Origin of the sequence: Paenibacillus agricola (genome assembly GCF_011440305.1) — a bacterium.
In the GTDB taxonomy this organism is placed as follows: Bacteria; Bacillota; Bacilli; order Paenibacillales; family NBRC-103111; genus Paenibacillus_S; species Paenibacillus_S agricola.
Genome location: NZ_JAAOIW010000023.1, coordinates 26,364 through 51,030, shown reverse-complemented (window position 1 = coordinate 51,030; position 24,667 = coordinate 26,364). Strand labels below are relative to the sequence as shown.

20 protein-coding genes are annotated in these 24,667 nt (G+C 34.7%); all 20 read left to right on the top strand.

Annotated features, from left to right (window positions below):
- The first annotated feature begins 7 nt into the window (after positions 1-7).
- The 20 genes from G9U52_RS34515 (at position 8) to G9U52_RS34425 (ending at position 24,621) form a co-directional block, all read left to right on the top strand.
- On the top strand, positions 8-3,448 hold the full coding sequence (locus G9U52_RS34515) for a hypothetical protein (RefSeq protein WP_166156607.1): 3,441 nt from the start codon (positions 8-10) through the stop codon (positions 3,446-3,448).
- A gap of 8 nt (positions 3,449-3,456) precedes the next feature.
- Positions 3,457-3,924, top strand: a complete 468-nt coding sequence (locus G9U52_RS34510; RefSeq protein WP_207953389.1) for a hypothetical protein — start codon at positions 3,457-3,459, stop codon at positions 3,922-3,924.
- A gap of 14 nt (positions 3,925-3,938) precedes the next feature.
- A complete protein-coding gene (locus G9U52_RS34505) occupies positions 3,939-5,168 on the top strand; it encodes a phosphorylase family protein (protein WP_207953388.1) in 1,230 nt (409 codons plus the stop codon).
- Between the two features lie 342 nt (positions 5,169-5,510).
- On the top strand, positions 5,511-5,888 hold the full coding sequence (locus G9U52_RS34500; protein WP_166156598.1) for a hypothetical protein: 378 nt from the start codon (positions 5,511-5,513) through the stop codon (positions 5,886-5,888).
- 802 nt (positions 5,889-6,690) lie between these two features.
- A complete protein-coding gene (locus tag G9U52_RS34495; protein WP_166156595.1) occupies positions 6,691-10,215 on the top strand; it encodes a hypothetical protein in 3,525 nt (1,174 codons plus the stop codon).
- An 85-nt stretch (positions 10,216-10,300) separates the two neighbouring features.
- On the top strand, positions 10,301-10,492 hold the full coding sequence (locus tag G9U52_RS34490; protein WP_166156592.1) for a DUF5659 domain-containing protein: 192 nt from the start codon (positions 10,301-10,303) through the stop codon (positions 10,490-10,492).
- Positions 10,493-10,613: 121 nt separating this feature from the next.
- Positions 10,614-12,311 (top strand): hypothetical protein, encoded by a 1,698-nt coding sequence (locus tag G9U52_RS34485; RefSeq protein ID WP_166156587.1) that lies wholly within the window; start codon positions 10,614-10,616, stop codon positions 12,309-12,311.
- A gap of 782 nt (positions 12,312-13,093) precedes the next feature.
- Positions 13,094-14,362: a site-specific DNA-methyltransferase gene (locus G9U52_RS34480; protein WP_166156584.1), complete on the top strand. Its 1,269-nt coding sequence runs from the start codon at positions 13,094-13,096 to the stop codon at positions 14,360-14,362.
- Between the two features lie 20 nt (positions 14,363-14,382).
- Positions 14,383-14,541 carry a hypothetical protein gene (locus tag G9U52_RS34475; protein WP_166156581.1) on the top strand — a complete coding sequence of 53 codons (159 nt, stop codon included), beginning with the start codon at positions 14,383-14,385 and terminating at the stop codon, positions 14,539-14,541.
- Between the two features lie 189 nt (positions 14,542-14,730).
- The gene (locus tag G9U52_RS34470) at positions 14,731-15,000 is read left to right on the top strand and encodes a hypothetical protein (RefSeq protein ID WP_166156578.1); all 270 of its coding nucleotides are present in this window, start codon (positions 14,731-14,733) and stop codon (positions 14,998-15,000) included.
- Between the two features lie 9 nt (positions 15,001-15,009).
- The gene (locus G9U52_RS41980; protein ID WP_166156720.1) at positions 15,010-15,297 is read left to right on the top strand and encodes a BsuPI-related putative proteinase inhibitor; all 288 of its coding nucleotides are present in this window, start codon (positions 15,010-15,012) and stop codon (positions 15,295-15,297) included.
- Positions 15,298-15,668: 371 nt separating this feature from the next.
- A complete protein-coding gene (locus G9U52_RS34460; RefSeq protein WP_243767732.1) occupies positions 15,669-16,160 on the top strand; it encodes a helix-turn-helix domain-containing protein in 492 nt (163 codons plus the stop codon).
- Positions 16,161-16,318: 158 nt separating this feature from the next.
- Positions 16,319-17,164 carry a tyrosine-type recombinase/integrase gene (locus G9U52_RS34455; RefSeq protein WP_166156575.1) on the top strand — a complete coding sequence of 282 codons (846 nt, stop codon included), beginning with the start codon at positions 16,319-16,321 and terminating at the stop codon, positions 17,162-17,164.
- 231 nt (positions 17,165-17,395) lie between these two features.
- Positions 17,396-18,295, top strand: coding sequence for a PD-(D/E)XK nuclease family protein (locus G9U52_RS34450; RefSeq protein ID WP_207953387.1), 900 nt, complete (start codon positions 17,396-17,398; stop codon positions 18,293-18,295).
- A 68-nt stretch (positions 18,296-18,363) separates the two neighbouring features.
- A complete protein-coding gene (gene terL, locus G9U52_RS34445) occupies positions 18,364-19,914 on the top strand; it encodes a phage terminase large subunit (RefSeq protein ID WP_166156569.1) in 1,551 nt (516 codons plus the stop codon).
- 70 nt (positions 19,915-19,984) lie between these two features.
- Positions 19,985-21,061: an ankyrin repeat domain-containing protein gene (locus tag G9U52_RS34440; protein WP_166156566.1), complete on the top strand. Its 1,077-nt coding sequence runs from the start codon at positions 19,985-19,987 to the stop codon at positions 21,059-21,061.
- A gap of 192 nt (positions 21,062-21,253) precedes the next feature.
- A complete protein-coding gene (locus tag G9U52_RS34435) occupies positions 21,254-22,567 on the top strand; it encodes a phage portal protein (RefSeq protein WP_166156563.1) in 1,314 nt (437 codons plus the stop codon).
- Complete coding sequence (locus G9U52_RS42210; RefSeq protein WP_512699218.1) at positions 22,530-22,931, top strand: cysteine-rich VLP protein; 402 nt, start codon at positions 22,530-22,532, stop codon at positions 22,929-22,931. Before G9U52_RS34435 ends, G9U52_RS42210 begins: the two co-directional genes overlap by 38 nt.
- Positions 22,932-23,145: 214 nt before the next feature.
- Positions 23,146-23,763 (top strand): DUF4355 domain-containing protein, encoded by a 618-nt coding sequence (locus tag G9U52_RS34430; protein WP_166156560.1) that lies wholly within the window; start codon positions 23,146-23,148, stop codon positions 23,761-23,763.
- Positions 23,764-23,790: 27 nt separating this feature from the next.
- The gene (locus tag G9U52_RS34425) at positions 23,791-24,621 is read left to right on the top strand and encodes a phage major capsid protein (protein WP_166156557.1); all 831 of its coding nucleotides are present in this window, start codon (positions 23,791-23,793) and stop codon (positions 24,619-24,621) included.
- The last annotated feature ends 46 nt before the right edge of the window (positions 24,622-24,667 follow it).

Here is a 24,667-nt window from a genome sequence, read left to right as displayed (position 1 = left end):
ATAAATTGTGAAGATAAATAAGCTTAGAAACAGAGGTTCTTCTTTACTCGATGGTTTTCATAGAAAAAATTCATCTTCAATTTTGTATAAGTTAAAAAATGAACACACCTATCAGTCAATAGAAGACTATATGAAAAAGTTTATTAGCTTAGGTTATAAAAAACAAATTTGTGGTATACCATTTCCCAGAAATTTGTCTGAATTGGGCACTGGTCCAGATTCGATACAAACAAAGAATATTATTAAAGAATTAACATGGTATTCATTGAATATTAAATACTATGCAAAGGAAATAAATGATTTTCTAATTTTGAAGAAGAATTATGAATATTGCATATTAAAATCAGAATATCAAGAATGTTATAGTATATTAAAACAGATTTTTGAAAAATTTGGTTATTCAATATGGTTGATTGAAAGCCAAATTTCTCTGATACAGAGTGATAAAGGAGTCGAACTTAAAAATAAATATACTAAATCTTTGTTTAATAAAAGAGATGAGGATCCAGTTGTAAAATTTTTAACATTTTACATTAGTAGTAGAGCTGATTTAAATACGAGTTCTATAAAATACAAACATAAAATAAATGAACTTATTATTGACTTAAAAGAATCTGGACTGAATATTTTAGCGAGCTATATACCATTTAAATTAAGTGGTATTGATAGTAATCCTGATTTAGATTTAATCCAAGTTATGGCAAGAGAGTTTTCTATGTCAATGATTGATCGATATCTAACTTTTATGAAAGTTATTGAAATTATTATTGCTAGCAAAACAAATAATGAAATAACTCCCGAGACAACTTCCAACTTAATATTTCTACTTGGTAGATTGATTCCAGTCATCGAAGATGAAAATTTAAAAACATTGCTAGTTATTTTGGGTGGGGAAATTGATTATGTTTATAATAAAAATACAGATTTATATTATGATGCTCTTGATCAATATACTAATGGGAATTATTTGAAGTCGGCAGAATTATCCGAAAGAATAATAAAAGATGACCCTACATTAATAGAGATGTATGAAATTAATATTAAAAGTAAGATTAGAGTAAAGAATGAAATAAATTTAGAACCCATCAATCTAATTCAAGTAATAACTGGTTATTTATTAAACATTATTTTGAAAAATAATAAAGCTAATGACTCTTTTTTAAAACTGTCTAAAATAATAGATATGTTTTCACATCATAAATGGGCTGCTAAAATCAATGCTATTGTCGTAAAAGAATATTCTAGTGTGGAATTTGATATTCAGAAATCTAGAAGTATTTTATTTGGAGTTCTAAACTTACAACCCGAAAACCCTTTGGTTAGTTTACATATAATTGATGAAGGCAAAGGAATGAATAATTTAGAAAAACTAAAAAAAATGTATAGTGAACGTCAGTGCATTCGTCTGTATGAATCGCTTATATTGAATGATATACCTCTACTTAAATCTGTAGATATTCCAAATGAAAGAAAAAATATGTATTTATCTAGAATATTAACTAGTAAAAATGATTATTTAAATGCAAAAAAATTATACACAGAAATGATAGATAGTAGTGACAGAATTACAAAACAAGATTCGACAATTGGTTTATTAGTATGTTTATTAGAATTAAATAATATTGACGAATGTTTGAAATTAATGATTAGAACATATTTCCATAATGTTAATATGTATGTAAGAATGCCCATTATTCAAATTCTTGACAGAATTGAAAATGGAAAAACTGTAGAAGGAACTAATAAAATCACCTTATCAATACTTTATGATATATGTACTAAATATATTAATTTTGATAAAGAAACACTTAAGTTTGAAGCTTATGAAGATTTTTTAGATGCAATAGGAATAGATAAACCTTCGAAAATAATGGAGCATATATCTGAAATCGATAAAGAAATTTTAATATATTTTTTAAGATTTATATGCGTATTTAATATAATGGATAACCACGTTGTTTTTAATAGTACTAAAGAAATTGAGAAAGAAAGAATTGAAATATACAATATTCTCTGTGAAATTGATTCATCTAATAAAAAGTTATATTTAATCGAAATTGAAAATATTTCTGAAAGACTTATGATCATAGAAAATATGCAAAATATTGAAATGAGTAAAATTTATGTTGACGTAGATGGTATAAAAAAAACAATTGAAAAAAATATTAAAGAAAGTTTTATCCGTTATAAAAATATGGAAAGTTTTAATACTTTATTTTCTTTCAATGAATATATAACTTTCAATACAGAAAACGGAGAATTAATTAAAATTAGATTACCGATTAATGAAAAAGAAAACTTATTAAATAGTATGATTTTAGAGATAAGAAACTTTTTTGTTTCCAGTAATCAATATGGATTGGATGGATATTTAAGTCTAGGTATAAGGCATGGGACTATAACAGGACAACTTAGAAGTCCTTTAGAGGTAAATAAGTTAATTACCAAAAGAGATTATAATAACTATCATGAAAATGTTTTTTGGAAAAATAAATATGAGGATAAAGCTGATGTAGAAAAACTCTTGAGTTTTCTTGCTGAGTTTTCGGAGCAAATTGATGTTTTAATAGATATGATTAAAAACCAATGGATACGAATTAATATAGAGGATAACAAAAATCCTCTAGGGCTATTTGACTATTCAATCTATAATCTTGAACGTGAACTACTAGAGCTTAAACATAAAATAAATGATGAGACACCTTACGAAGAATTCATAGATATAGTTTTTTCGTATTTATGGCAAAAAACTGATATGAATTTAGCGGGAATACGATCAAAAATCACATTTGAATTAAAAAGATTGTTTGATTACGAGTTAGTCAATTTAGAAAAAAACATTAAAATGCTTGATTTAGATTTGACGGAACTGAATTCATATATATATTCGGCAAGAATAAGTATTCAAAGAGAATTAGATAAATTAACAAATTGGTTTACACGGGATCTAACAGCAAAATACTCTGATTATTTTTTAGCTACCCCTTGCAAGGTAGCAATAGAAATGTTAAGACCCAAAAATGTTAACTTGATACCCATATATGATATTGATGAATCTTTAAGATTAAAGGGACAAACTTTAGGAAGCATGACTCAGATATTTTATATTTTAATTGCTAATGTAATTGAACATAGCAACCTAGATGTTACAAAATGCAATATTATATTTTTGAATAGAGATGGGTTTCTTGTGATAGAAGTGAAAAACGAAATAAATATAATAGGTAAAGATTACGATGAATTGGTAAGCAGTTCAGCTAAACGTGTAGAAAAATTAAACATTGAAAATGAATTTGATAAAGTAAATACTGAAGGTGGTTCCGGATTATTAAAAATTATCAAAATCCTTTCTGTAGACTTGGGTTGTAAACATACTATCAACATAGAAGTAGAGAGTAAATCATATAAGGTGATAATTAAAATGAACGGAAAGGAATTACTCTGTTGAATATATTAATGATTGAAGATGATCAAAATAAAATCAAACAAATAGTAGATGAATTAAATAATGTTTACCCATCTATTACAATAACAAGACGCAATTCATTTCAAAGTGGTTTAAAAGAAATATTAGGTAACAGACAGAAGTACAAGTTACTAATATTAGACATGAGTATGCCAACTTTCGATATCTCAAACAAAGAAACAGGTGGGCGTTTAAGACCATTTGCTGGAAAAGATATATTAAGACAAATGTATAGAAAGAATATTTTTATTCCAACAGTGGTAGTAACACAATTTGAAAATTTTGGTGAATTAATAGAAAACGTAACTTTAAGCCAGCTTAATATTGAATTAAAAGAGAGCTTTTCAAATATTTACATGGGAACAGTATATTACAATGCAGCACAAGATAATTGGAAACAGGACCTAATTAAATATATTGATAAATATACTAAAGAAAGTGAGCAAATTTCCGGATGATAAAAATTTTGATAATGGAAGATAATCATGAAAAAATGAAAAATATTGGTTCGGTGATTTCACACTTTGAAACTGAAAAGTCATGCGATATTGTGATAGTTTCGGATATTATATCTGCAAAGAAAGAACTGAGAAATATTCAATACGATCTCTTTATATTAGATATACAGGTTCCTAATAGATTCGATTCGGAAATAATAATTGATGGTGGAATAAGACTATTGAAAGAAATTAAAGGAAATGTTAGAAATAATATTCCAGCGAATATTATTTGTTTAACAGCTCACACCGAAAGCTTTCAGGATGCTACAAATATATTTGAAAATAATTTAGTTAAAATAATCAAATATGATGAGACCTCTACAAATTGGGAAAAAAGTTTATCGAGTAGTATAAATGATATTTTTCAATATAAGGAAGGCTTGGATAAAAGAAAAAAAGATCAATTTGAATATCATCTAGCGATTATATGTGCACTAGAAAAAGTGGAACTTGAAAGCATCAAAAATACTGCTTCGACATGGGAAGTTCTGAAACTACCAAATGATAATCAGTACTATTACAAGTTTTCATTTAATCAAGGTGAAAGAATAATTAAAGGGATTGCAGCTGCAGCTAATCAAATGGGTATGCCGGCAACAACAACATTAAGTATGAAGATTCAATTTCATTTTAAACCTAATTATTTAGTTATGACAGGTATTGCAGCAGGGGTATATAATAAAGTTGATTTAGGTGATGTACTAGTGCCTGATCCATCGTGGGATTATGGTAACGGTAAATATGTAAAAATAGATGGTGTGCAAACTTTCTTGCAAGACCCAATACAAATTAGAATTGATGATGATGTTAGAGCTATATTGAATGAAATTAGTAAAGACAATGTGCTCCTTGATAAAATAAGAACCAGTTGGACTTTACCGAAGCCTCAAAGTGTATTGAAAATACATATTGGTCCAGTGGGTTCGGGTTCAGCAGTATTAGCTGATGGAACCATTATTGAGTCGATAAAGAAACAAAACAGAAAATTGTTGGGTGTTGATATGGAGGTATATGGATTATATTATGCAATGAAAAATAGCCTTCATCCTCATCCCAAAGTATTTGCTTTAAAATCAGTCTGTGATTTTGCTGATCATGAAAAATCAGATGATTTCCAGCATTATGCGGCATATACAAGTATACAAATACTCAAGGAAATATCTCTAAACTATCTAGAGTATGATCCTATATTATCAATTTAGCATCTTCAATAGACCAAAGAGAATGGATTCAACTCATTATCTATCTATCTATCTTAAATCGAGAAACTTCCCATCTAGTCTAGCATCATCGAACGATCTCAAATGTGGAAGATAATGCATTTATGCATAGAAAGTTTATTGATATTTTGAATAATCGATTTAAACATTCCCTCTAACCTATATCTATATGATAACTGGAAAATTGTTGCTTTACCCTGAATATTGTTAGAAAATAGAACTGGAGGTTATTATCGCCTTCGGTTTTTTATTTTTATCGGGACAAAATTAAATGATCACGGCAGTATCATTTATGGCTTGATTTAAATTGGAGAGGTAGATTTTATGAAAACGGAATATGAAAATATTAAACGAATAGTTGCATCTGTTGGGGGATATTTTGGTACTAGCTATACAGTCGAAGTCGAATTTGATAGAGGTAAAATAACTTGGGAGGCAAGAGGAGATGATTTTGAACCTGGTTTAATTTTACAGTTGGATATTGAGAGTATGAATACATTTAGAGAAGCATTGAGTAAATCTCGTATTTTGAGCTGGAAGAATGAGTATATCGACCCTAATACACTTGATGGAACGCAGTGGAGTCTGGATATTGAATTTGATGATATATGTATCGAAAAATCAGGAAGTAATGATTATCCAAAAGAATGGAAGAGGTTCTGCAAAGTTATTCATAAATTGACGGGTAAGCCATTTGAGTAATATTTATATGAATTACAAAAAGATGGAATATTATGATCAGAAAAACATGCAAGCTAGATACCGACTTTCAACGCTCAATAACCTTCCAAAGGAATATTGAGGTTTGGATTGGTGGAGAGTTAGATACAGTTGGCAAAGTTGAGAAGTTTACTGAAGATTCCGTGAAGATAGATGGAAGCTACTATCTGAGGGGGAATTGCAAGTTTTGGATTGTGTGAGGGATTTATTGAATCTTGTCTTGGAGTTATAATATTGCGTCATAATATTTGAATAATAGAAGCAATAAATATAAATCACACTTATAATTTTACAACAAAAGAACCGAGAGCACATCGCCTTCGGTTCTTCTCTATGTGTATATTCCAAATGATCTATAAACTCAAAAAAACCTCTATCATTTGAGGTTTGCCGCATGTTATATTAAATTAGTATGCCCAATAACTGTTACACGTTTATGATCCTATTTCCATTTGAGGAGGTATTTTTATGCATCCATTTAATCTAAAAGTCTATTTTAAAACGGAAAATTGCATACTTTAAAGGAAAATACACTAATCTAATATTTTTTACTTTTTAAATTTATCACGATTCGCGTTAAAACACAAGTGAAAATCATCAAATTTTATATTTTTTCTTTTATTAAATTAGTAGATAACAAGTAGGAAATATCAAGAATCCCTTGTTCTATAAGGGTTTTGGAATAATGATGCTTAAAATGGTGGATATTTTTCTGAAAGTAACAAATGAAATTGTATAGTAAATTATTCTTTTTTTACACTTATAAATTGGAGGTCATAACAAATTGATCACTAAACGTCTGTATCACTTATGGCAATACGATCTCGATGATCTTAAAGAGCAGGATGGGGCACTTTCACTGGAATATAATTTAGATTCTGCTGAACTAGCAACTGAAACTCTTATGTACTACATCCTGAACGAAAAAATTATGAAACGTAAGTATGAAGCAGAGATTGAGCATAAGAAAAATGAAGATGGTTCGCTTACGAAGTCGAAAAGTGGAGCTTCAGTAAAAATAAAGAAGAATGTCCTTCCCATTATGACGATTGAAACTGGTCGAAGCAGATCCAGTGAGACGAATGGAAAATTAGCAAAACTGCTGAACGAAGGTTATAACGCCAATTATCATTCTGAATCGGGGAAAGTCATTAGCACTCATAAGTTTGTATTCCTGGATAATGTTCTATCAGGAAGCCAAAACAAAGAATGCCGTCAACTATTTGTTCTCGATAAATATTACGAGGAATTGAAACGCCATGTTTCCCTTGGTACAGAGCCTACCAAATGCACAGTATCTAAAAATCTTACTCGTAACGCGCTAACCACGACAGATGTATACCTATATCCTGTTGATATGAATAAACTGAATATTTGCATCATTCCAGATAAAGAAATACCTGTCGTTGAAGATGTGGAGATGATTCAGCCATACACTCGTACTCCAGAGGAAGAATCCGTATATGCTGATCTTCAACAGTATCTACAATCAGAGAAAGAATTTAATAAGGAGAACCAGAAAATATTAGAGAAAGTCAAAGAAAATAAGCTGGAGCTTAAGATCGCACCTGAAGACAGAGAAAAATACAAAACTGTCGGTCTCTGGGGGAAAGAGGGAAGACGAGTAAGTTTAAAAGCTCTCATCGAACCAGATTGGAAGATAATCAAGAAAGATGGTACTCATGTTCCAGTATGGACTATCGACCAAACGGAGCAATATGAGAGAAGAGATGTCCCAATTACCGAATGGTCAACTGGATTACAGCTTTCTCAAGTGAAAGCTTATCAAGTTATGGAGAACGTGTTCGATGGTATGGGCTTAGTTTCCAAAGAACTTGGTCAGAGTATGGAGAAATTCTTACAAACTGGCTTTCCTATAACTGGATATCAGTTGAGGTTGCCAACCATAAAGGGCTTCTTTCCATGTGTCGATTTTCGAGGTTATTTCTCTAAGCAAAAGATTAGAAAAATCAAAGATATATTTGGAGCATGGCATTATACAGACAAGATTGATATTTTGACCACGGAGTCCACCTTTAAAGCTAAGTTAGACGTTGTGGGGCTGAAGCCAGATGGTTCGGAAGATAAACAGTGGCTATTCCCTTCTATTGCCGACTACAAATCCAAACTTATTGAGTATGGTTACGATGCTATTGGCATTTCAAATATCGCTAAACCTATCCATGAAGAATATCGAAAATCATCGTATCAATTATTGTTGGCTCTCGATCTACATCCATGTGATGTTTTTTGTTTGTCTAATACCCTTGGCGATATGATCCACAGAACGTTAAGCATCTATCGTAAGGATGAAATCGATTGGGATGATATCCAGTATCTCGAAGCATTTCTAAACTTGGTCTATAAAGAAAATTCGGATAATGGGATCGGAAAGAATTGTAGTGATGCGATTAAGGCGATTCATCTCAATAAAAAAATGGTCTTTGAACACAAGGTAATGCAAACCATCAAAGATGTCATTGATCACAAAATCGATGAAATGTGTTTAGGGAAATTTTATCTGGAAGCCAAATACATGTATGTAACTCAAGATATCTTAGCATTCTTATCTTACGCCGCGGCAGAGGATAAAGGTACTTGGGATTATAAGGGTAAAGGCTTTCTTGATTCAAAGAAATGTTACAGTGGTGGAAAGAATACGGGGGAGAAATTATTTGCTAGAAATCCGATTATGTCATTCAGCGAAATTACTAGAACAAATTTCATAGATTACAGTGGCAAAGATTCTCAATTCATACGTCATATTAATAATATTGTGCAGCTCCCCCTCGGCTCGGAGCCAGATCGTCTTGGGGGTGCAGACAGAGACGGCGATGAATTGCTCGTACTTTCAACGGAGAGGAATTTTGTAGATACCAGAATCGAGTATCTTGAACAATATAATTTTGTGTTGAATAACGAAAAAAGTGAGAAGCACGGCAAGAATCTGCTCGAAGAATTGAATGCAAATATTCAGAAACATTTCGAAGGACGATTTCCATTTCAATCCAAAGTAACCCTTCACGATTATATTGTTGACTCTGCTGTTCAAGTCAATGATGCGGATAAAGCTACTGCTGAATCGGAGAAATGGACGAAACAAAATGTAATCGACTTTATTATCCGTTCCGAAGATAAAACAGGCAAAATTACGGATATGAATACGACCATCGAAAATATAGCCAATGCTGAACGGAATTTGATGAAATATAAACTGCCGATTGCGATCATGAAGTATTTACAGGGACTCTGTATTGATGCATCTAAGTCTGGTCTGTTCGATAAAGTAGTCATCCCTGATGTGATTGAGTATCAATTTGGCAAATGGAAACCACAGTTTATGAAATTTAAGGATGGTGTTGAGTACAACAAGGATAAGAAACATACTTCTGCTTTGGATGATTTTTCTATTGTGATGGAAAAGTTCAAAGCGTATGTAAATCGAATCATGATTGAAAAAACGGATAGTAAGATCCAAAGGCATAAATTCCAAAATATTTATCAGTACTATCAGAATCCCAACCTGGATACGACCATTATCGATCAAACTATTGCCGCCTTACAGGACACTTACTCTACTTTTCTGCAAAAGAATAGAACTCTAACTAAGCAAAAGCTGAGCCTAAATAGGTACTCTTCGGATGAGAGGCATAAGCGATTAAGGAAAGAAATGGATGATAAATTCGCAGAGCTGTTTCGGGATACCAAGGAGCAAGCAGAGGAAATCTGTAGTTGTCCCTCCCTACTAGCTTCAGCTACCGTCAGAATGACCTATGTAGATTCAAAAGCGAAAAATGACAATACGAATTACTCCTTCTGTTGGGTTGTGGCCAGCGAAGGCATTTTGCAAAATATCCAACTTAACTATGAAGATCGGGATAAAGTATATATCCATTTAACAGAATTTGCTGATAATAACACTTTTGAATGGCTAGGCGAGTATTACACCGCTGTAACTAAACATGAAGCCTATGAGCTTGAATTTCCAGAAGGCAAAGACATGAGCATCCCTGATAAATATCTTAAGAAATCGGAAGCCATATTGAAAAACCTGATCGATTACGAAGTTACATTGCTTAGCGGTGATAAGGAACCATGGAGTCCTGATGAGGTGGCAAAAATAATATTGGGGCAAACGTACACGCTGTTCGATGATCGTGGTTGGCTAGGAGTCGCGAAAGGACTCAGTATAGTACGAAAAGAAGGCGATACGATGCTGGAAAATTATATGGGTAAGGAAATAACCATTAAGAAAATTGTGAAGACAGGTAAAGCTTCAATAAAATGTCAGGTTGATATTAAAGGTTAATATAATTGGGCCTTGTCAGGCAGTAGAGCGGAATGCGGAATGTTGTATATTTCGCATTCTGATAACTTTAATATTGGAGGTCGAAATGGAAAATAAAACTATTGTTATTACTCAATCTCGGATGGCAGGATGGTTGATGTTTAATCGGTTTCATAAGCTTGGTGAAAAAATGGATTTGAAGGATGCCAACCGTAAAATATTCATCTTCAAGGATTCTCCACAGTTGAGACGAGCAATGGAAGCTTACACTAATTTTAAAGATAAAGTAATCAGCTAGGAAGGAGTTCATAATAATTGGGGATCGAAACATATGAGCAAAATAGAAAATTACAATTGGCTCTCCTTGCCAAACAACTTGCACCAGACTACTTCGAGAAAACGGAAATCGAAAAATTAAAGTGTTTCCATTTGAAGCAAATATAGGGAAAACGGTAACATTAATTCAAACGTTGGAATCAATGAAAGTACACCGTCCATTTACCCGATCTCTGGTTGTTTGTAAATTCATTACTGAAGTGAACAGAATCGCTAAAGGTGTTCCAGATGCATTGGCTATTCATTCCGAGAATAAGAAAATAAATGAGGATGAAATACGAGATCATAGTGTTGTTGTTATCACACATTCTAAGTATATACAATTATGCAAGGATCGTGAAAAACGGAAGAAGTACACTGAAGGGCGAACAAACCTGATTATTGATGAAGAATTAAATTTGCTCTCGATGGAAATATTGAACTCTGATTCAATCTATACAATGGAGAAAATACTCAATGAAATATCTGTAAAATTTAAAATATTTGATACAGTTACTCAATTGGATTTAGGAAGTATGTATAAAAATATTATCGCGGATATTGAAGTGGAGAAAAATAAATACATTGAAAATGAGATGAAATTTTTCTTGTTTGAAGATAAAGATGTGGAGAGTCGTATTAACGAGTTAATATCACTTATTAAAGAGGCTAGATTCACAAAAAACTATTTAAGACATTTGAAAAATAGGTTCGGGATTACGACTGGTAACGTACACGTCATTGGGAAATTGGAGATGTTGAAAAGATATTATAATAATCCTAAAGTAATCGCCTGTAATAAGACATTGCACACTTACAATGATAAAATTGGTTATTTCCTTCTGGACAATAATATCTTACTTGATGCATCTGCAAAATTTCATCATATGTATGAGACTTCCAATATTTTTGAAGTGGTTAACTCCGAACGAATATTTGATCATGCTAACTGGACAATCAATTTTATCAAGCAAAATAGTACAGGATATGCGAAGCATAGTAATGATTACTTTTATAAAGATGTGATGAAGCTGATTAAAGAAAATACATCTGAGGGAGATAAAATATTTCTCATTGGTTGTGATGAAGATATAGATGCACTTGAAAAAGACCATCCAAAAGAATTGGGAAAACTAGATATCAGTATGTCTAATTTTCAAGCAATGAGAGGTAAAAATGATTGGGAGGATTATAATAAATGCTTCATTGTTCATACACCCAATATAAGCTTTGCTTACTACGCCTTTATGTACATGTTTTATACAAGCGAGCAATTAACAAATGATGATTTGTTCATACAAAAAATAAATAAGGGTATGGGTTTCACTAAAAATGAAGATCTTGAAAAACTTCGAATAACCGATATTGTCAGTAATATCTACCAAGGTTTAAAGAGAATTGGAAGAGGAAAACAAAATGCTGATAAAAAAGCAGATGTTTACATCATAAATAATAATGATAGAGTGCATAAAATGATTCTAAAGCAGCTTAATGGTGTCATTGAGGGGGATTGCAAATTTGAGTCGGTACGGGAGAAGAAGAGAAAGAAAAGAGAACAGAAAGGTTATAACAAGGACAAGCGCCAAGATAAATCTGCTGCAAGCTTAATCCTTGAAAAAATAGCAGGATTGAATTGTGGGGAATATGAGATACAAGCATTATGCCAAGGCTTATATGACCATAAAAACTTTTACAGGCTATGGGAAAAGATTAAAAATGATAAGATAATTATTGAACGAAATATTGATGTTGCCTATAGGACGAACTTTGGTCAACGAAAGAGGGTTTTGATAATCTCATAATTGAGTTTGAATACCACACGAAATATTACTATATAACTTATATAGATATAATTCATGTGGTGATAGATTGAAAGCTTAAACACAACACCGCATACGCCAACTCCAAGGTGAACTTCCTTGGATTGGTGGGGCGCGCAAAGAAACGGTATCTTCGTTTCTGCAGCAGGCACTTAGATTTATATTATATAAATTGATTATCCATGTGAACTATCGATATAAAACGTTAAAGAGCCTCAGGATGCTTTCCTAAGGCTCTTCTTTGTGGGTGCTTCCCAACAGACATAAATATATCACAAGGATTATAATTTGTAAATAAAAGGATATTAAATATAATTCAAAATATTGAGCGGATTGGAGAATGTTCAAAAATCAATTGAATGAATAAATGATAAACTGGATACCTTTCTGAATCGGATTCAAAGTAATAATCATAATTGTATTTGTTAATATGATCGGGCTTGTCAGCCCGTAGATAGGCAATTGTGTGATGAAAAATAATTGTTTATTTAGATTGCCAATTTATAACTGTAATTATCGGAGCCGTGTCGTATGGTTCATTTAATTCGTAACATAGTAAAGGGTAATCAGCAGCCAATAAAAACTATGGGAGTTGAGAATAAATGCAATGGTACAACAATTTAAAATATTGGACTTTTCGGATGCAATATGAACAAGTTAATTGGTGGTTCAAAATGCCTAAATTTTAAATAGCATAGCAATACTACAGGAACTCTCTAATGGCTAGGGTTCTTTTTGCTTTATACAGAAAAGGGGAATATACAATGGAATTTATAAAATTGAAAATTGATCAACTGGTTCATGCTGAATATAATCCGAGGAAGGATTTGAAGGCTGGCGATCCAGAGTTTGAGAAGATTAAGAATAGTATAGTCGAATTCGGGTATTGTGAACCCATTATTTGTAATAGCGATTACACAATTGTGGGCGGTCATCAGAGAGCTAAAGTATTGAAGGCACTCGGATACGAAGAAGTAGATTGTGTTCTGATTGATGTGGATAAGACGAAAGAGAAAGCTTTGAACATTGCGTTAAATAAAATTACAGGTGAGTGGGATTTTGATGCGTTGGCTGGATTATTGGAAGAGTTGAAGACGGACGATTACAATATTGAGTTGACTGGATTTGATTTCTCAGAAGCTGAGAAGCTGTTCGACGAATTACATAAGGACAATGAGCCGGATGAAGATGAATTCGATGTTGATGATGCTCTGCTAGAGAATCCAATTACACAAAAAGGTGATATATGGCTGCTTGGTAAGCACAGATTATTAGCAGGTGACGCAACGAATGAACAGGATATGGCAACGTTGATGGATGGGAAGAAAGCCAGGTTAATTGTCACCGATCCACCATATAATGTGGATTACACAGGCCGTACAAAGGATGCTTTAACAATTCAAAATGATAAGATGGACGATGAGCAATTTTATGAGTTTTTATTGGCAGCATATACTCGGATGTATGAAGTGGCTGATGATGGAGCCAGTATTTATGTGTTCCATGCTGATAGCGAAGGTTTGAACTTTAGGAAGGCTCATAAAGAATCAGGGTTCAAATTATCCCAATGTTGTATTTGGGCTAAACAAGCAATGGTGATGGGTAGGCAGGATTATCATTGGATGCACGAACCTGTATTGGTGGGGTGGAAGCCGACTGCAGGACACTATTGGAACTCGGATAGGAAGCAAACTACACTGTGGCAATTTGATCGTCCATTTAGAAATGAGCATCATCCAACTATGAAACCCGTACAGTTAATTTCATATCCGATTAAAAATTCCAGCAAGTTAGGCGATATTGTCCTCGACTCATTTGGAGGTTCAGGAAGTACGCTAATCGCATGTGAGGATACGGATCGAATCTGCTATACGATGGAGTTGGATGAGAAATATGCAGATGTAATTGTGAATCGTTATATTGAGCGTGTTGGTAGCGACAGTGGTGTGTATTTGATTCGGAATGGTAAGAAGGTAAGCTATCAAGAAGTTCTTGCTGAGTCGGTAAGCTCAGAGGTATCATGTGCTGACTAAACCGAAAGGGTGATGGGGAGATGGGCAAGGTAAAGGTGAATATGGTTATACGGTTCCTTAAAGGGATGCAAGCCGAGAAGGTAAACGTGCTTGGGGAAGAAGAAGCTAAGGATGACAATGAGCAGATACAAAAGGTGATTGAGGATATTGAGCTGTTTTATGAGGCTGAGTTGGAATAGTTACTGGGGGCTAGCGATAGCCCTTTTTATGTTGTGGGGAGGAAATATGAAAATACAATGTAGTTGGCTCAATGTAATTGCAAACCATTATTCAACTTGGGCAGGAGTCTGAATAAAAAAATATAAAACAAGCTAAAAACTGGAACTTATTTTAATGTGATTCCGTCTAATCATATGAGGTGAAGGACTATGGTGAAGGTTTTATTGGGAATCATAATAAGTACATTAATTTTTGGTTGTTCTACTAGCATAAATAAAGAGAATCAAACATTGGAAAATCTGGAACCAGTGCAAGTAGAAAGAGGAGTGAGTATCGACCCGGAAATTGAAAAAGAATTACAGAAAAAGAAAGAAGAACAATTAAAATCTGTATCAGGACTTTTTAAAACATCATTGGAGTCTGTAAAAGAGGATGGGAAAATAAAACTCACCTTTTCTCTTCAGAATGTTTCAGGTTAAGAGCAATCAATTTCATATGGGTCAGGGCAACAGTATGATATTTTTGTTTACAACGAGCAAAATGAAGAGGTTTTTAAATGGTCGAATAATAAAGCGTTTACTTCGGCTCTAATAGTGAGGAATTTATTAAAAGAGGGAAAGCTTACATTTAATGAGGAATGGAGCCTGAAAAATAATAAAGGCAATCCAATTCCACCAGGGAACTATACAATCGTAGTTAGAGTAATGATAGGTATAACATCTAAAACAATTAACCCCGATGACCTAACTGCTAAAACTATTCTTGAAGTTATCTAAATTAGGAACGTTAGTTGAACATGCATTATGACTTTAGGTGAAACAGAACAATTTGTAAGTGAATGTGAAATTATAAAATCGTCTATGCATTTTTTGCATGGGCTTTTTTTATTGGAGGTGAGGTCATTATTAGCAAGAACGATGAAAAGCCAAAGAGGAGCAAGCCGAAGATACTAACAAAATATGATCAATTTGTTGTTCCTCGACTCAGAGATATCCCTGTATGGGTACGTGAAGGATTAACGGATGATGAGATTGCCAAGCGACTGAACATCCATATTTGGACACTTGGAGATTATAGACGGAAGCATCCGAAATTTGCTGAAGCGTTAGAACGACCAACCAAATGGGAGACGCATGTATATCCACGATTGGCTGAAATTCAACAGTGGTTCCAAGAAGGTGTGGACAGTGGCGTAATTGTTAAGAACCTCGGTATAGCTCCGGCTACTTGGTATGAGTATATTGATAAGCATCCGATGCTCGCTGAATTAGTTAAATGGAGCAAGGCTGTTATTATATCTCGCGTGGAAACTTCACTTTTAAAAGCTGCTACTGGTTACTCCTATGATGAAATAAAAACAATTATCGAAGAAGATAAAAATGGAAAAAAGAAAACTCGAATCGAAAAAGTAAACCGTTATATGCCGCCTAATCCTACAGCGATGATATTCTACTTGAAGAACCGCGCTCCGAACGAATGGAATGACCGCCGCGAGATCATAATTGATACAAAGGCTGCTGAACTCGAACGGAAACAACTATTCCTTGATATGATCGAAGCTGATGTAATAGAAGCGGAATACGAGGCTATCGAGGAGTCCAACTATACTGAGGATGGCTTTGAAGAGTCGGATGCATAACGTTATGTCGTCAGTTATTCGATAGATAAACGCCTTATTTTACCCTAAATCTGCCTCAAAATAGCCCATATTGAGTGCATAAGAAAAGTTATGTATTGAGTTGACTGTCTCCCCCACCAACGGTATGATGTGACACACAAGCGAAAGGTGGGGGCAATATGCCGTATTTACAGGGGTTTGAGGCGCATTTACGCAGTAAGGACAGAAGCGAGAATACGATATCCTGCTACTTGAGGGATACGTTAGCCTTCATCGCTTGGTATCGCAGTAAGACGGAGTATGGATTGGAGAAGCTGATCGAACTGGATGGTGTAGAGTATAAGAAGTACCTCCAAAGCAGCGATCAGGCGATACTGACTATAAACCGAAAGATAGCCAGCATGAACGTATTCTGCCGCTGGATGCTCAAACAAGGCTATATAAAGGAAGAGATACACATTGAAGCAGTCAGGAATAAGGATGTCCGGCAATATAAAGGGCTAGAGGATACGGATTTGTGGAAGCTGCGGAATGAAATTCACCGACACGGCAACAAAATGCATATTTGTATGATAGAGTTATTGATTGGTACAGGTATCAGAGTAAGCGAATTAGTCGGCATCCGGCTGAAAGATATAGACATGAGCGAACGCAAAGGATTATTGCGGATACTTGGTAAAGGGAATGCCCAACGAACACTTCCTATTAATAAGGATGTACGCAAAGCACTCACACGTTACTTAGAGGTTAGGCTGGAAAGCGAGTCAGAATACTTATTCATCGGACAGCGCGGCGCATTTGAACGGAATGCAGTTAACTTGATATTGAACAAGTACGGTGATCGTGTACAAGTGAAGGTAACGCCCCATATGCTAAGGCACACGCTAGGGTATAGGCTGATTAAAAGCACCCCATTGACCACAATCCAGCAAATATTGGGTCATGACCATGTAAGCACAACTAATATATACACTTTGACAACTGAAAAGGATATGGCTGAAGCATTGGCGAATATAGAGTGGTGAGTAAGCCACTCTCTTTGTCGTTGTTGGGGAGGGGTACTTCTATATGGGGAAATCGAGCCGCCAGCAGAGGATGCAGAAATTTTTGTGATGATTTTACGGTGAAAGTTTAAAGGACATGATATAATTTCCAATATATTGATAAATGGAAGTGATGTTTTGAAAAGAATACAAAATATATATTATGGTGTAGTATCTAATGAAAATAGTATGACGGAATTACTATGCAATTATATGGCGTATAAACCATTTCGAGATTTATTTCTTAGCTTATTTCTAAACAATGAAGAGCTTGAAAGATTTGAGTACGATCAATTTGAAACACAATATACAGTGGAATTGAATAATTGCCGACCAGATATTGTCGTATCCAATGAAGAATATGAAATTTTAATCGAGGCTAAAACATCCGATTCGAGATTAACAGAAAATCAACCTGTAACATATCTACAACACTTGTATGAATCAGGAGAAAAGAAAAAGTATTTAATTTTTCTTGTACCATCAAATTATGCATATCAACATATTTGGTCATCAAAATCGAGCGAATTTACAAACAAGAACGCTGTTACCAATATTCACATCCAAATAATATATTGGAACGAACTGATCCATGCTATTCAAAAAAGTGAATTGTTTCTTCTAAGCGAGAAAGTAAAAGATTTCTATGATTTGCTAAAAATGTGGTTTGAGGTTAAGAGGATTACATTTACGAATTCGGAGGTATCCTGTATGTTCAAAACTGAAGTGCCTAGTACATTAACCAAGTTGTATTCTATTGTAAATGCGGTGAAAGGGTACAGTGGTAAGAGTTTTAAATCAAAACCAATTACAAGCAATGACTTAGAATACGGTGTATTTTTTCAGGACAAAACTGGGAAAGACTTGTTGTATTTCGGGGTTTGGTATGAATTTTGGGAAAAACATGGAAGTCCCTTATGCTTTGGTGTTTTTTCGGAATGGAATGAACAAACTGTAACCAGATTTGAGAGTAGGCACGAAATAACTATCGAACAAGAGGATTTTATAATGACTGTTGTACCTGAGGTCATGATTAGAAGTGAAAATTGCTCTGAAGAAATCGCACAGTTAATTTATAATGAATTAGTCGCATTAACGAATGATGTGACCTAGAAGGAGTAACTACAATTGAAACAATAAACCAAGAACAACAACGCCAAACACAACTACTCAAGCATTACATGGAGAAGCATTTTAAACCACCCAAAATCAAGCAGCTAATTGAAGCATTCTCATTCTCAGAACTCCGCAAATTAATTGGTGAAATGGATATCGAGTATTTTGCCTTATGCTATTTCCCGAAATATTTTGATCGTGAGTTTGGTCAATTTCATCGAGAACTATTCGCTGAGTTGAAACATATGCTTTCCAATACAGGACTGATTACGGCTTTCGGACTCCCAAGGGAGCATGGAAAGTCAACAATCAGTTCTTTTTTATTTCCACTGTATGCGACTCTGTACGATAAATCACAGTTTACGCTCATCATATCAGCAACAGAAATTATTGCATTGCCCTTCTTGGATATGATCAAGGATGAGCTTGAAACGAATACGATGCTGATTGAAGATTTTGGCATCCGTAAAGGTAGCAGATGGAACAACAATGAAATATGGCTTAGGAGTAAAAGTGGACTCGATTCCTGTATCATGATTCGTGGAGTTGACGGTTCCTTACGAGGTATCCATTATAAGCACCATCGACCAACACTGGTTTTACTCGATGACTTGCTTAAGGATGATACAGCCAAGTCGGAAACTAAACGTGAGCAAATTAAAAGCACCTTCACCGATGTCGTTTTACCAATTGGGACGCGAGATACGAATATTCTCATCTGTGGCACAATTTTAAATGAAGAAGATATCATGGCTGATCTACTCAAAGGAAAGATACCAGGAGTTAGAAGCATTCGTAAAGCAGCCGTTGTCCATTTTTCAGATAGAGATGACTTATGGGCAGAATGGGAAATCCAATATAATAATTTGCAGGATGAAGACAGGATAAACACTGCCATGTCATTTTTTATTGCCCATAAAGTTGAGATGTTGGAAGGCACTGAGATACTTTGGCCGGAGTATCTTGAGTACTATTATTTAATGTGTAAAAGACAAGCCATGGGAATCAATAGTTTTCAGAAGGAACTTCAGAATGATCCTCGCTCAACTGACGATTACATATTTCAAAATATCATGTATTGGGACAGGCTTCCTGAATTTGATGAGATGGAAATTGCCATGTATATTGATCCAGCCATTAAAGCCGGCAAGAAAAATGATTATTCAGCAATCACAATTTTAGGACAGCATCGTAAAACGAAACAGTTATATGTGATTGACGGTAATATTTATAAACTACTGCCAGATGATCTGTTCCAAGTGGCTGTAGAAAAGTTGAATACATATCCTGTAGATAAAATAGGTTTTGAGACGATTCAAGCTCAGAGTTACATGAAGCAAAAGTTTGAGGAAGAGTTATGGAAGGCTAAGAAGTTTACTCCTGTTGAAAGTATTAATAGCCGAGGACAGAAGCATGAACGGATTATTAGCCTTGAGCCTGATGTGAAAAAGGGGCATATATTATTCAACTCAGCGAATATCCGATACAATAACCAAATAAAGGATTATAATAGAAATTGCAAATATGATGATGCACCTGATAGTTTATATGGAGCTGTACAATTGATTCAGTCAGTGAAGAGTCTTAAGTTTTATGATCGGAGTTTGTTATTTTAAAGGTATAAAAACCAAGTGTTAATTTATCCAATTTTTGTAAAAGTTATAGCCCTATGGAGGAATTGATTATATGGATTATTTAGAAGAAAAATCAATAGAACGTGGAAATGTTACTTTTTTAGGCAGCTATTCATATTCTTCAGTAAAAACTCAGAAATTATTTGGTGTTTGCGCCCAATACGGCAGAGTAGATGGTATGATAGTGTTGTTAAATAATAAACATAATAAACCCAGTATACATGCTATTTCTGGATATAACCAAAAGACACCCCTTATGTATGCAGCTGATGGTGGGTCGGAAAAGGCAGTGCGGTTTCTTATAGAACTAGGTGCTAAAGTAAATGAAGATCCGCTTGGTCAAGGTCGTACGGCCCTCTTATATGCATCTAATATAGATATTGTTACAACCTTACTACATTATGGTGCAAATCCGAATGTCCAATCGAACATACCTATATATGAACATAATACATTTTATCAAAAGGTAAGCTATTATAAACGACAAGTACCTATAATGCGACAAATCATGGATGATAATGTTGTGAAACTACTTCTGGAACACCATGCAATTTCGGATTTAACTGATGAGAACGGGTATCACATTATAACTTATGCAGCGTTAGCAGGAAGCAACGAAATACTTGAATTGTTGATTACTAAAATAAATGATCGCAATGAAAGAAAGAGATTATTGAACCATGCCGTATTATCAATCGTTAAAAAATTAGGATTAGATATTAAATGGAAAAGTTCCAATTCATTGTTAATAGCTGAACAGATAAGGAAAAAAAGGCTGGAAAGTGATATTGAAAAAATTACAACCTTAATTAGAAAAGGTGCTGATCGTGATACACGCGACGATGAGCTGAAAACACCCTTAATTTGGGCAGTAATTAATAGATTCGATCACGTTGCCAAAACACTTATTGACTTAAATTGTGATGTGAATCTTGAGGATTCAAGTGGTAAGACAGCGGTTGATTATGCTCTTGAGAATCAAGAAATACCCATGTTTGATTTACTCAACAGAAATGGATCAATCGTGACGGGGAGTATGCTACTCAAAAGAAATTCTATTGATTCAATACTGGAAGCTAAGAGATTATTTGGAAATCCAATAACTACTATAATTCGGCCAAAGTATTAGTAGTGAGTAGGTCTCCATCTGGACTGGTAAGAGCACATGCATTTTGGGGTTTTATACAACACGGTGATATTTAGATTGAGTAACGGGAAACCAAAGTTTAAATAAGGGATTGCCCTTCTGGTAAGGGCATTTTTTATATTGTGCAAAGTAACAATAAACAATAACATAGCCCGTTTGAAAGGAAGCTAAACTATGGAAATAACAGAATCAATTATTCTTGAATGTCTAAACGAACTCAATCAAGCAGCATTAACCAAGCAAAAATATTCAGATTACTACAACGGCAACCACAGTATTCTAAAGGATTACGCCATGCAGGAAAGCCGAAGCAATCGAAAGCTAATCTTCAATTTCCCTCGTAAGTTTGTAGACAATGAAGTAGGCTATATACTCGGTAAGCCAGTAAATTACGTTTCCAAATCAGATAATGATGCAGTCGTACATAAGCTTGATCTAAACATGAGCCATTGGGAAAAGGAACACAATATTAATCTCCGGAAGCAAAGTGAAATTTTCGGTGAAAGCTATGAATTGAATTACATAGATTCCGATGGACAATTCGCATCAACAGTATTAACTCCTCTTAATGCTTATGTTTTGGAGGATGGAACAGCAGATAGAAATGTACTGCTGGCCATTCACAAGTTTACAAAACGATTTGATGAAAAAGTTTATTTAGATGTTTATACGGATAACGAAATTCTGCATTATGAATTGAAAGGCGATAAGAAAAACACTCAAAGCAAACAGAGTAAATCACCTGAAATCCAATATATCGGTAAACATGATCACATCTTTGGAAGAGTACCTGTCATTTCTTGCCCAGCTAATACTGAGCGGAAATGCGGCTTCCAAGATGTGATTTCTTTGTTTGATGCGTACAATGCGCTCAACTCAGATTTGGTTAATGAAATTGCCGATCATCGTAATTCTTATCTGGTTATTGAGAACGCCAAACTAGAAGAAGAGGATTTACTAAAAATGAAGAAAATGGGCATCATCCAGGTTCCTGTTGGTGGTAAGGTAACGTGGCTGATCAAGGAGATCAATGATTCGTTTGTGAAAAATGAGCTGGATAATTTGGAGCATAAAATTTATGACATGATGGATCAGGTGAATTTCAATGAGAATTGGGCAAGTAATACATCCTCGTTAGCGTTAAGAAATAAGCTGCTAAATTTAGAAAATAGAGTCGCTATTCGTGAGGCGATGATGGAGAAAGTGATTAAGAATCGACTTCGGAATTTCTTCACGTACCTTCAGAAGAAAGAAGGCGTTCAATATGACTTTCGAGATATCGCTGTTAAATTTACACGGAACTTACCAACGGATTTGGTTGGATTGGCTGATGTAATCGTAAAGTTGCAGGACGTATGCTCAAAGGAAACGTTGCTGACTTTATTGCCATTCGTGGAGAATCCGAAGTTGGAATTGAATAAATATTTAGCTGAACAGCAACGATTAGGTGATGGGACTGGAGATTCTACACATGCAAAACAAAAATAAAATCAAACAACTCGTCAAACATAATTGTGCCTCCTATCTGGGTGACAAACATGGCATCTCGAATTATTGTTGCTGGAAGGATGGTTCATGCGTATTTTTTGAACAGGGGAATCCTCTCCCAAGCTGCCGATATTTTGAAAATGGAGTGCTACCAACTGATGAAAAGTTGGAGCGTGAGTATAAGTTGGAACGGAATATGCATGTTGAAAGACAGATAGCGAAGCCGAAGGTTAATTGTAAGAAATGTGGGACTAGCTTCGAGGCAAATTCTAATCGACAATTTTATTGCGAAAAATGCGATGAAAAGAATAAAAATGAAAAGGCAAAATTACGAATGCGGAAGATGAGACGAAAACAGGCTTGATGTTACGCTTTAGAGGGTTAAAAAAGCTATATGAATCAAGGGTTTGTAATCGGCAAAAATGAGGGGGTAGGGTATTTGTTCCTTATCCTCGTTTTTGCCATTTCTAATGCGTAACATCATTGTCCTGAGCATGACATTAAACTACTACAAAAATACATAGAAATGCGTGTTCGGTTTAGACAAGTCGAATGGGCATTAAAGGAGATTAATGAAAATGGATTTGGAACAGGTTAAACAATTTATCAAAGCAAATGGCACGACTGAGGAAGTGAAAGCATATCTTCAGGGTTTGAATCCCATCAACGTTGAAGGTATCGAGCAATTCATTCAATCTGATAAGGAAGCCAAGAGTTGGTTCGATAGCACCGTGGATAAGCGGTCAGCAAAATCAATGGAAACATGGAAAACTAATCAACTTGAAGGATTGTTGAATGCTGAAATTAAGAAGCGTTTCCCAGCGAAAGATGAAAAAGAAATCGAGATGGAGAAGCTTCGTGCTGAAGTTGAGAATATGAAACTGGAGAAACAGCGTGAACGGTTAACGAGCCAAGCCATCAAAATAGCCAGTGAAAAGAAACTTCCACTCCAGTTAGTGGATTTTTTTATTGGCACAGATGAGTCTACAACGACAGCTAATTTGACTGCGTTTGAACAGTCACTTCAATTACTGGTACAACAGCAAGTCGAGCAGCGTCTCAAAGGGGATGGCTATACTCCACCTGCTGATTCTACAGGTAAAACTTTCACATTGGATGCAATTAAAGGCATGTCGTCAGATGAAATCAACAAGAACTGGGATCAGGTCAAGCAAGTATTACAAAACAAACAATAAAAAATGAAAAGGACAAGGTGAATAATCATGGCAGTAACCAATTTTATTCCTACAATATGGAGCGCACGTTTAAATGAAAGTTTCAAGAAAAATTTAGTCTATGGAAATATTGTCAATACGGATTACGAAGGTTTGATCGCTGGTCAAGGCTCAACGGTTAAAATTAATTCGATTGGTGCAGTAACCATTGGTTCGTATGATAAGGCAATTGGAATCGGCAATCCGCAGGAGCTGGATTCTGCACAAAAAACGTTGACCATCGATCAAGCAAAGTTTTATAACTTTACCGTGGATGATGTCGATGCAGCTCAAGCAAATGTGGATTTGTTAAGTGGAGGTATCGTCGAAGCATCTTATGGACTCGCCAATGTGGTGAATCAGTATATCGCAGGATTTTATACTGAAGTAATAGCAGGAAATACAATTGGTAATGATACAACACCTATTGTTCCGACTTCAGCAACAGCCTATGATTACCTTGTGGATTTGGGAGTTATCTTGGATGAAAACGATGTGCCAGAAACAGAACGGTTTGTTGTTGTTCCTGCATATTTTTACGGACTCTTGGTGAAAGATCCTAGATATACGAAGGATGCTAATGTAATGAGAACAGGATTTGTCGGCAGTATCGATAATATGTCAGTGTATAAGTCGAACAATGTGCCGAATACAGCAGGTGTAAAATATAAAATTATTGCTGGACACAAGAGCGCGATCTCATTTGCTGGTCAAGTGGATTCGGTAGAAGCGTACCGTCCAGAGAAGCAGTTTTCTGATGCCATAAAGGGACTTCAAGTATTTGGAGCCAAGTGTATCAAGCCAGAAGCCATTGCTGTATTGACTGCAAATAAGTCTTAATCAAAAAATACATAGTCCCAAGTGGGTGTCCTTAACTGGATGCCCT

Bases quoted from the DNA above. Each gene is read 5' to 3' on its own strand.
- G9U52_RS34510 (WP_207953389.1), top strand. From the start codon at position 3,457: ATGATTGAAGATGATCAAAATAAAATCAAACAAATAGTAGATGAATTA.
- G9U52_RS34505 (WP_207953388.1), top strand. From the start codon at position 3,939: ATGGAAGATAATCATGAAAAAATGAAAAATATTGGTTCGGTGATTTCA.
- G9U52_RS34500 (WP_166156598.1), top strand. From the start codon at position 5,511: ATGAAAACGGAATATGAAAATATTAAACGAATAGTTGCATCTGTTGGG.
- G9U52_RS34490 (WP_166156592.1), top strand. From the start codon at position 10,301: ATGGAAAATAAAACTATTGTTATTACTCAATCTCGGATGGCAGGATGG.
- G9U52_RS34480 (WP_166156584.1), top strand. From the start codon at position 13,094: ATGGAATTTATAAAATTGAAAATTGATCAACTGGTTCATGCTGAATAT.
- G9U52_RS34475 (WP_166156581.1), top strand. From the start codon at position 14,383: ATGGGCAAGGTAAAGGTGAATATGGTTATACGGTTCCTTAAAGGGATG.
- G9U52_RS34470 (WP_166156578.1), top strand. From the start codon at position 14,731: ATGGTGAAGGTTTTATTGGGAATCATAATAAGTACATTAATTTTTGGT.
- G9U52_RS34455 (WP_166156575.1), top strand. From the start codon at position 16,319: ATGCCGTATTTACAGGGGTTTGAGGCGCATTTACGCAGTAAGGACAGA.
- G9U52_RS34450 (WP_207953387.1), top strand. From the start codon at position 17,396: ATGGCGTATAAACCATTTCGAGATTTATTTCTTAGCTTATTTCTAAAC.
- terL (WP_166156569.1), top strand. From the start codon at position 18,364: ATGGAGAAGCATTTTAAACCACCCAAAATCAAGCAGCTAATTGAAGCA.
- G9U52_RS34440 (WP_166156566.1), top strand. From the start codon at position 19,985: ATGGATTATTTAGAAGAAAAATCAATAGAACGTGGAAATGTTACTTTT.
- G9U52_RS34435 (WP_166156563.1), top strand. From the start codon at position 21,254: ATGGAAATAACAGAATCAATTATTCTTGAATGTCTAAACGAACTCAAT.
- G9U52_RS42210 (WP_512699218.1), top strand. From the start codon at position 22,530: ATGGGACTGGAGATTCTACACATGCAAAACAAAAATAAAATCAAACAA.
- G9U52_RS34430 (WP_166156560.1), top strand. From the start codon at position 23,146: ATGGATTTGGAACAGGTTAAACAATTTATCAAAGCAAATGGCACGACT.
- G9U52_RS34425 (WP_166156557.1), top strand. From the start codon at position 23,791: ATGGCAGTAACCAATTTTATTCCTACAATATGGAGCGCACGTTTAAAT.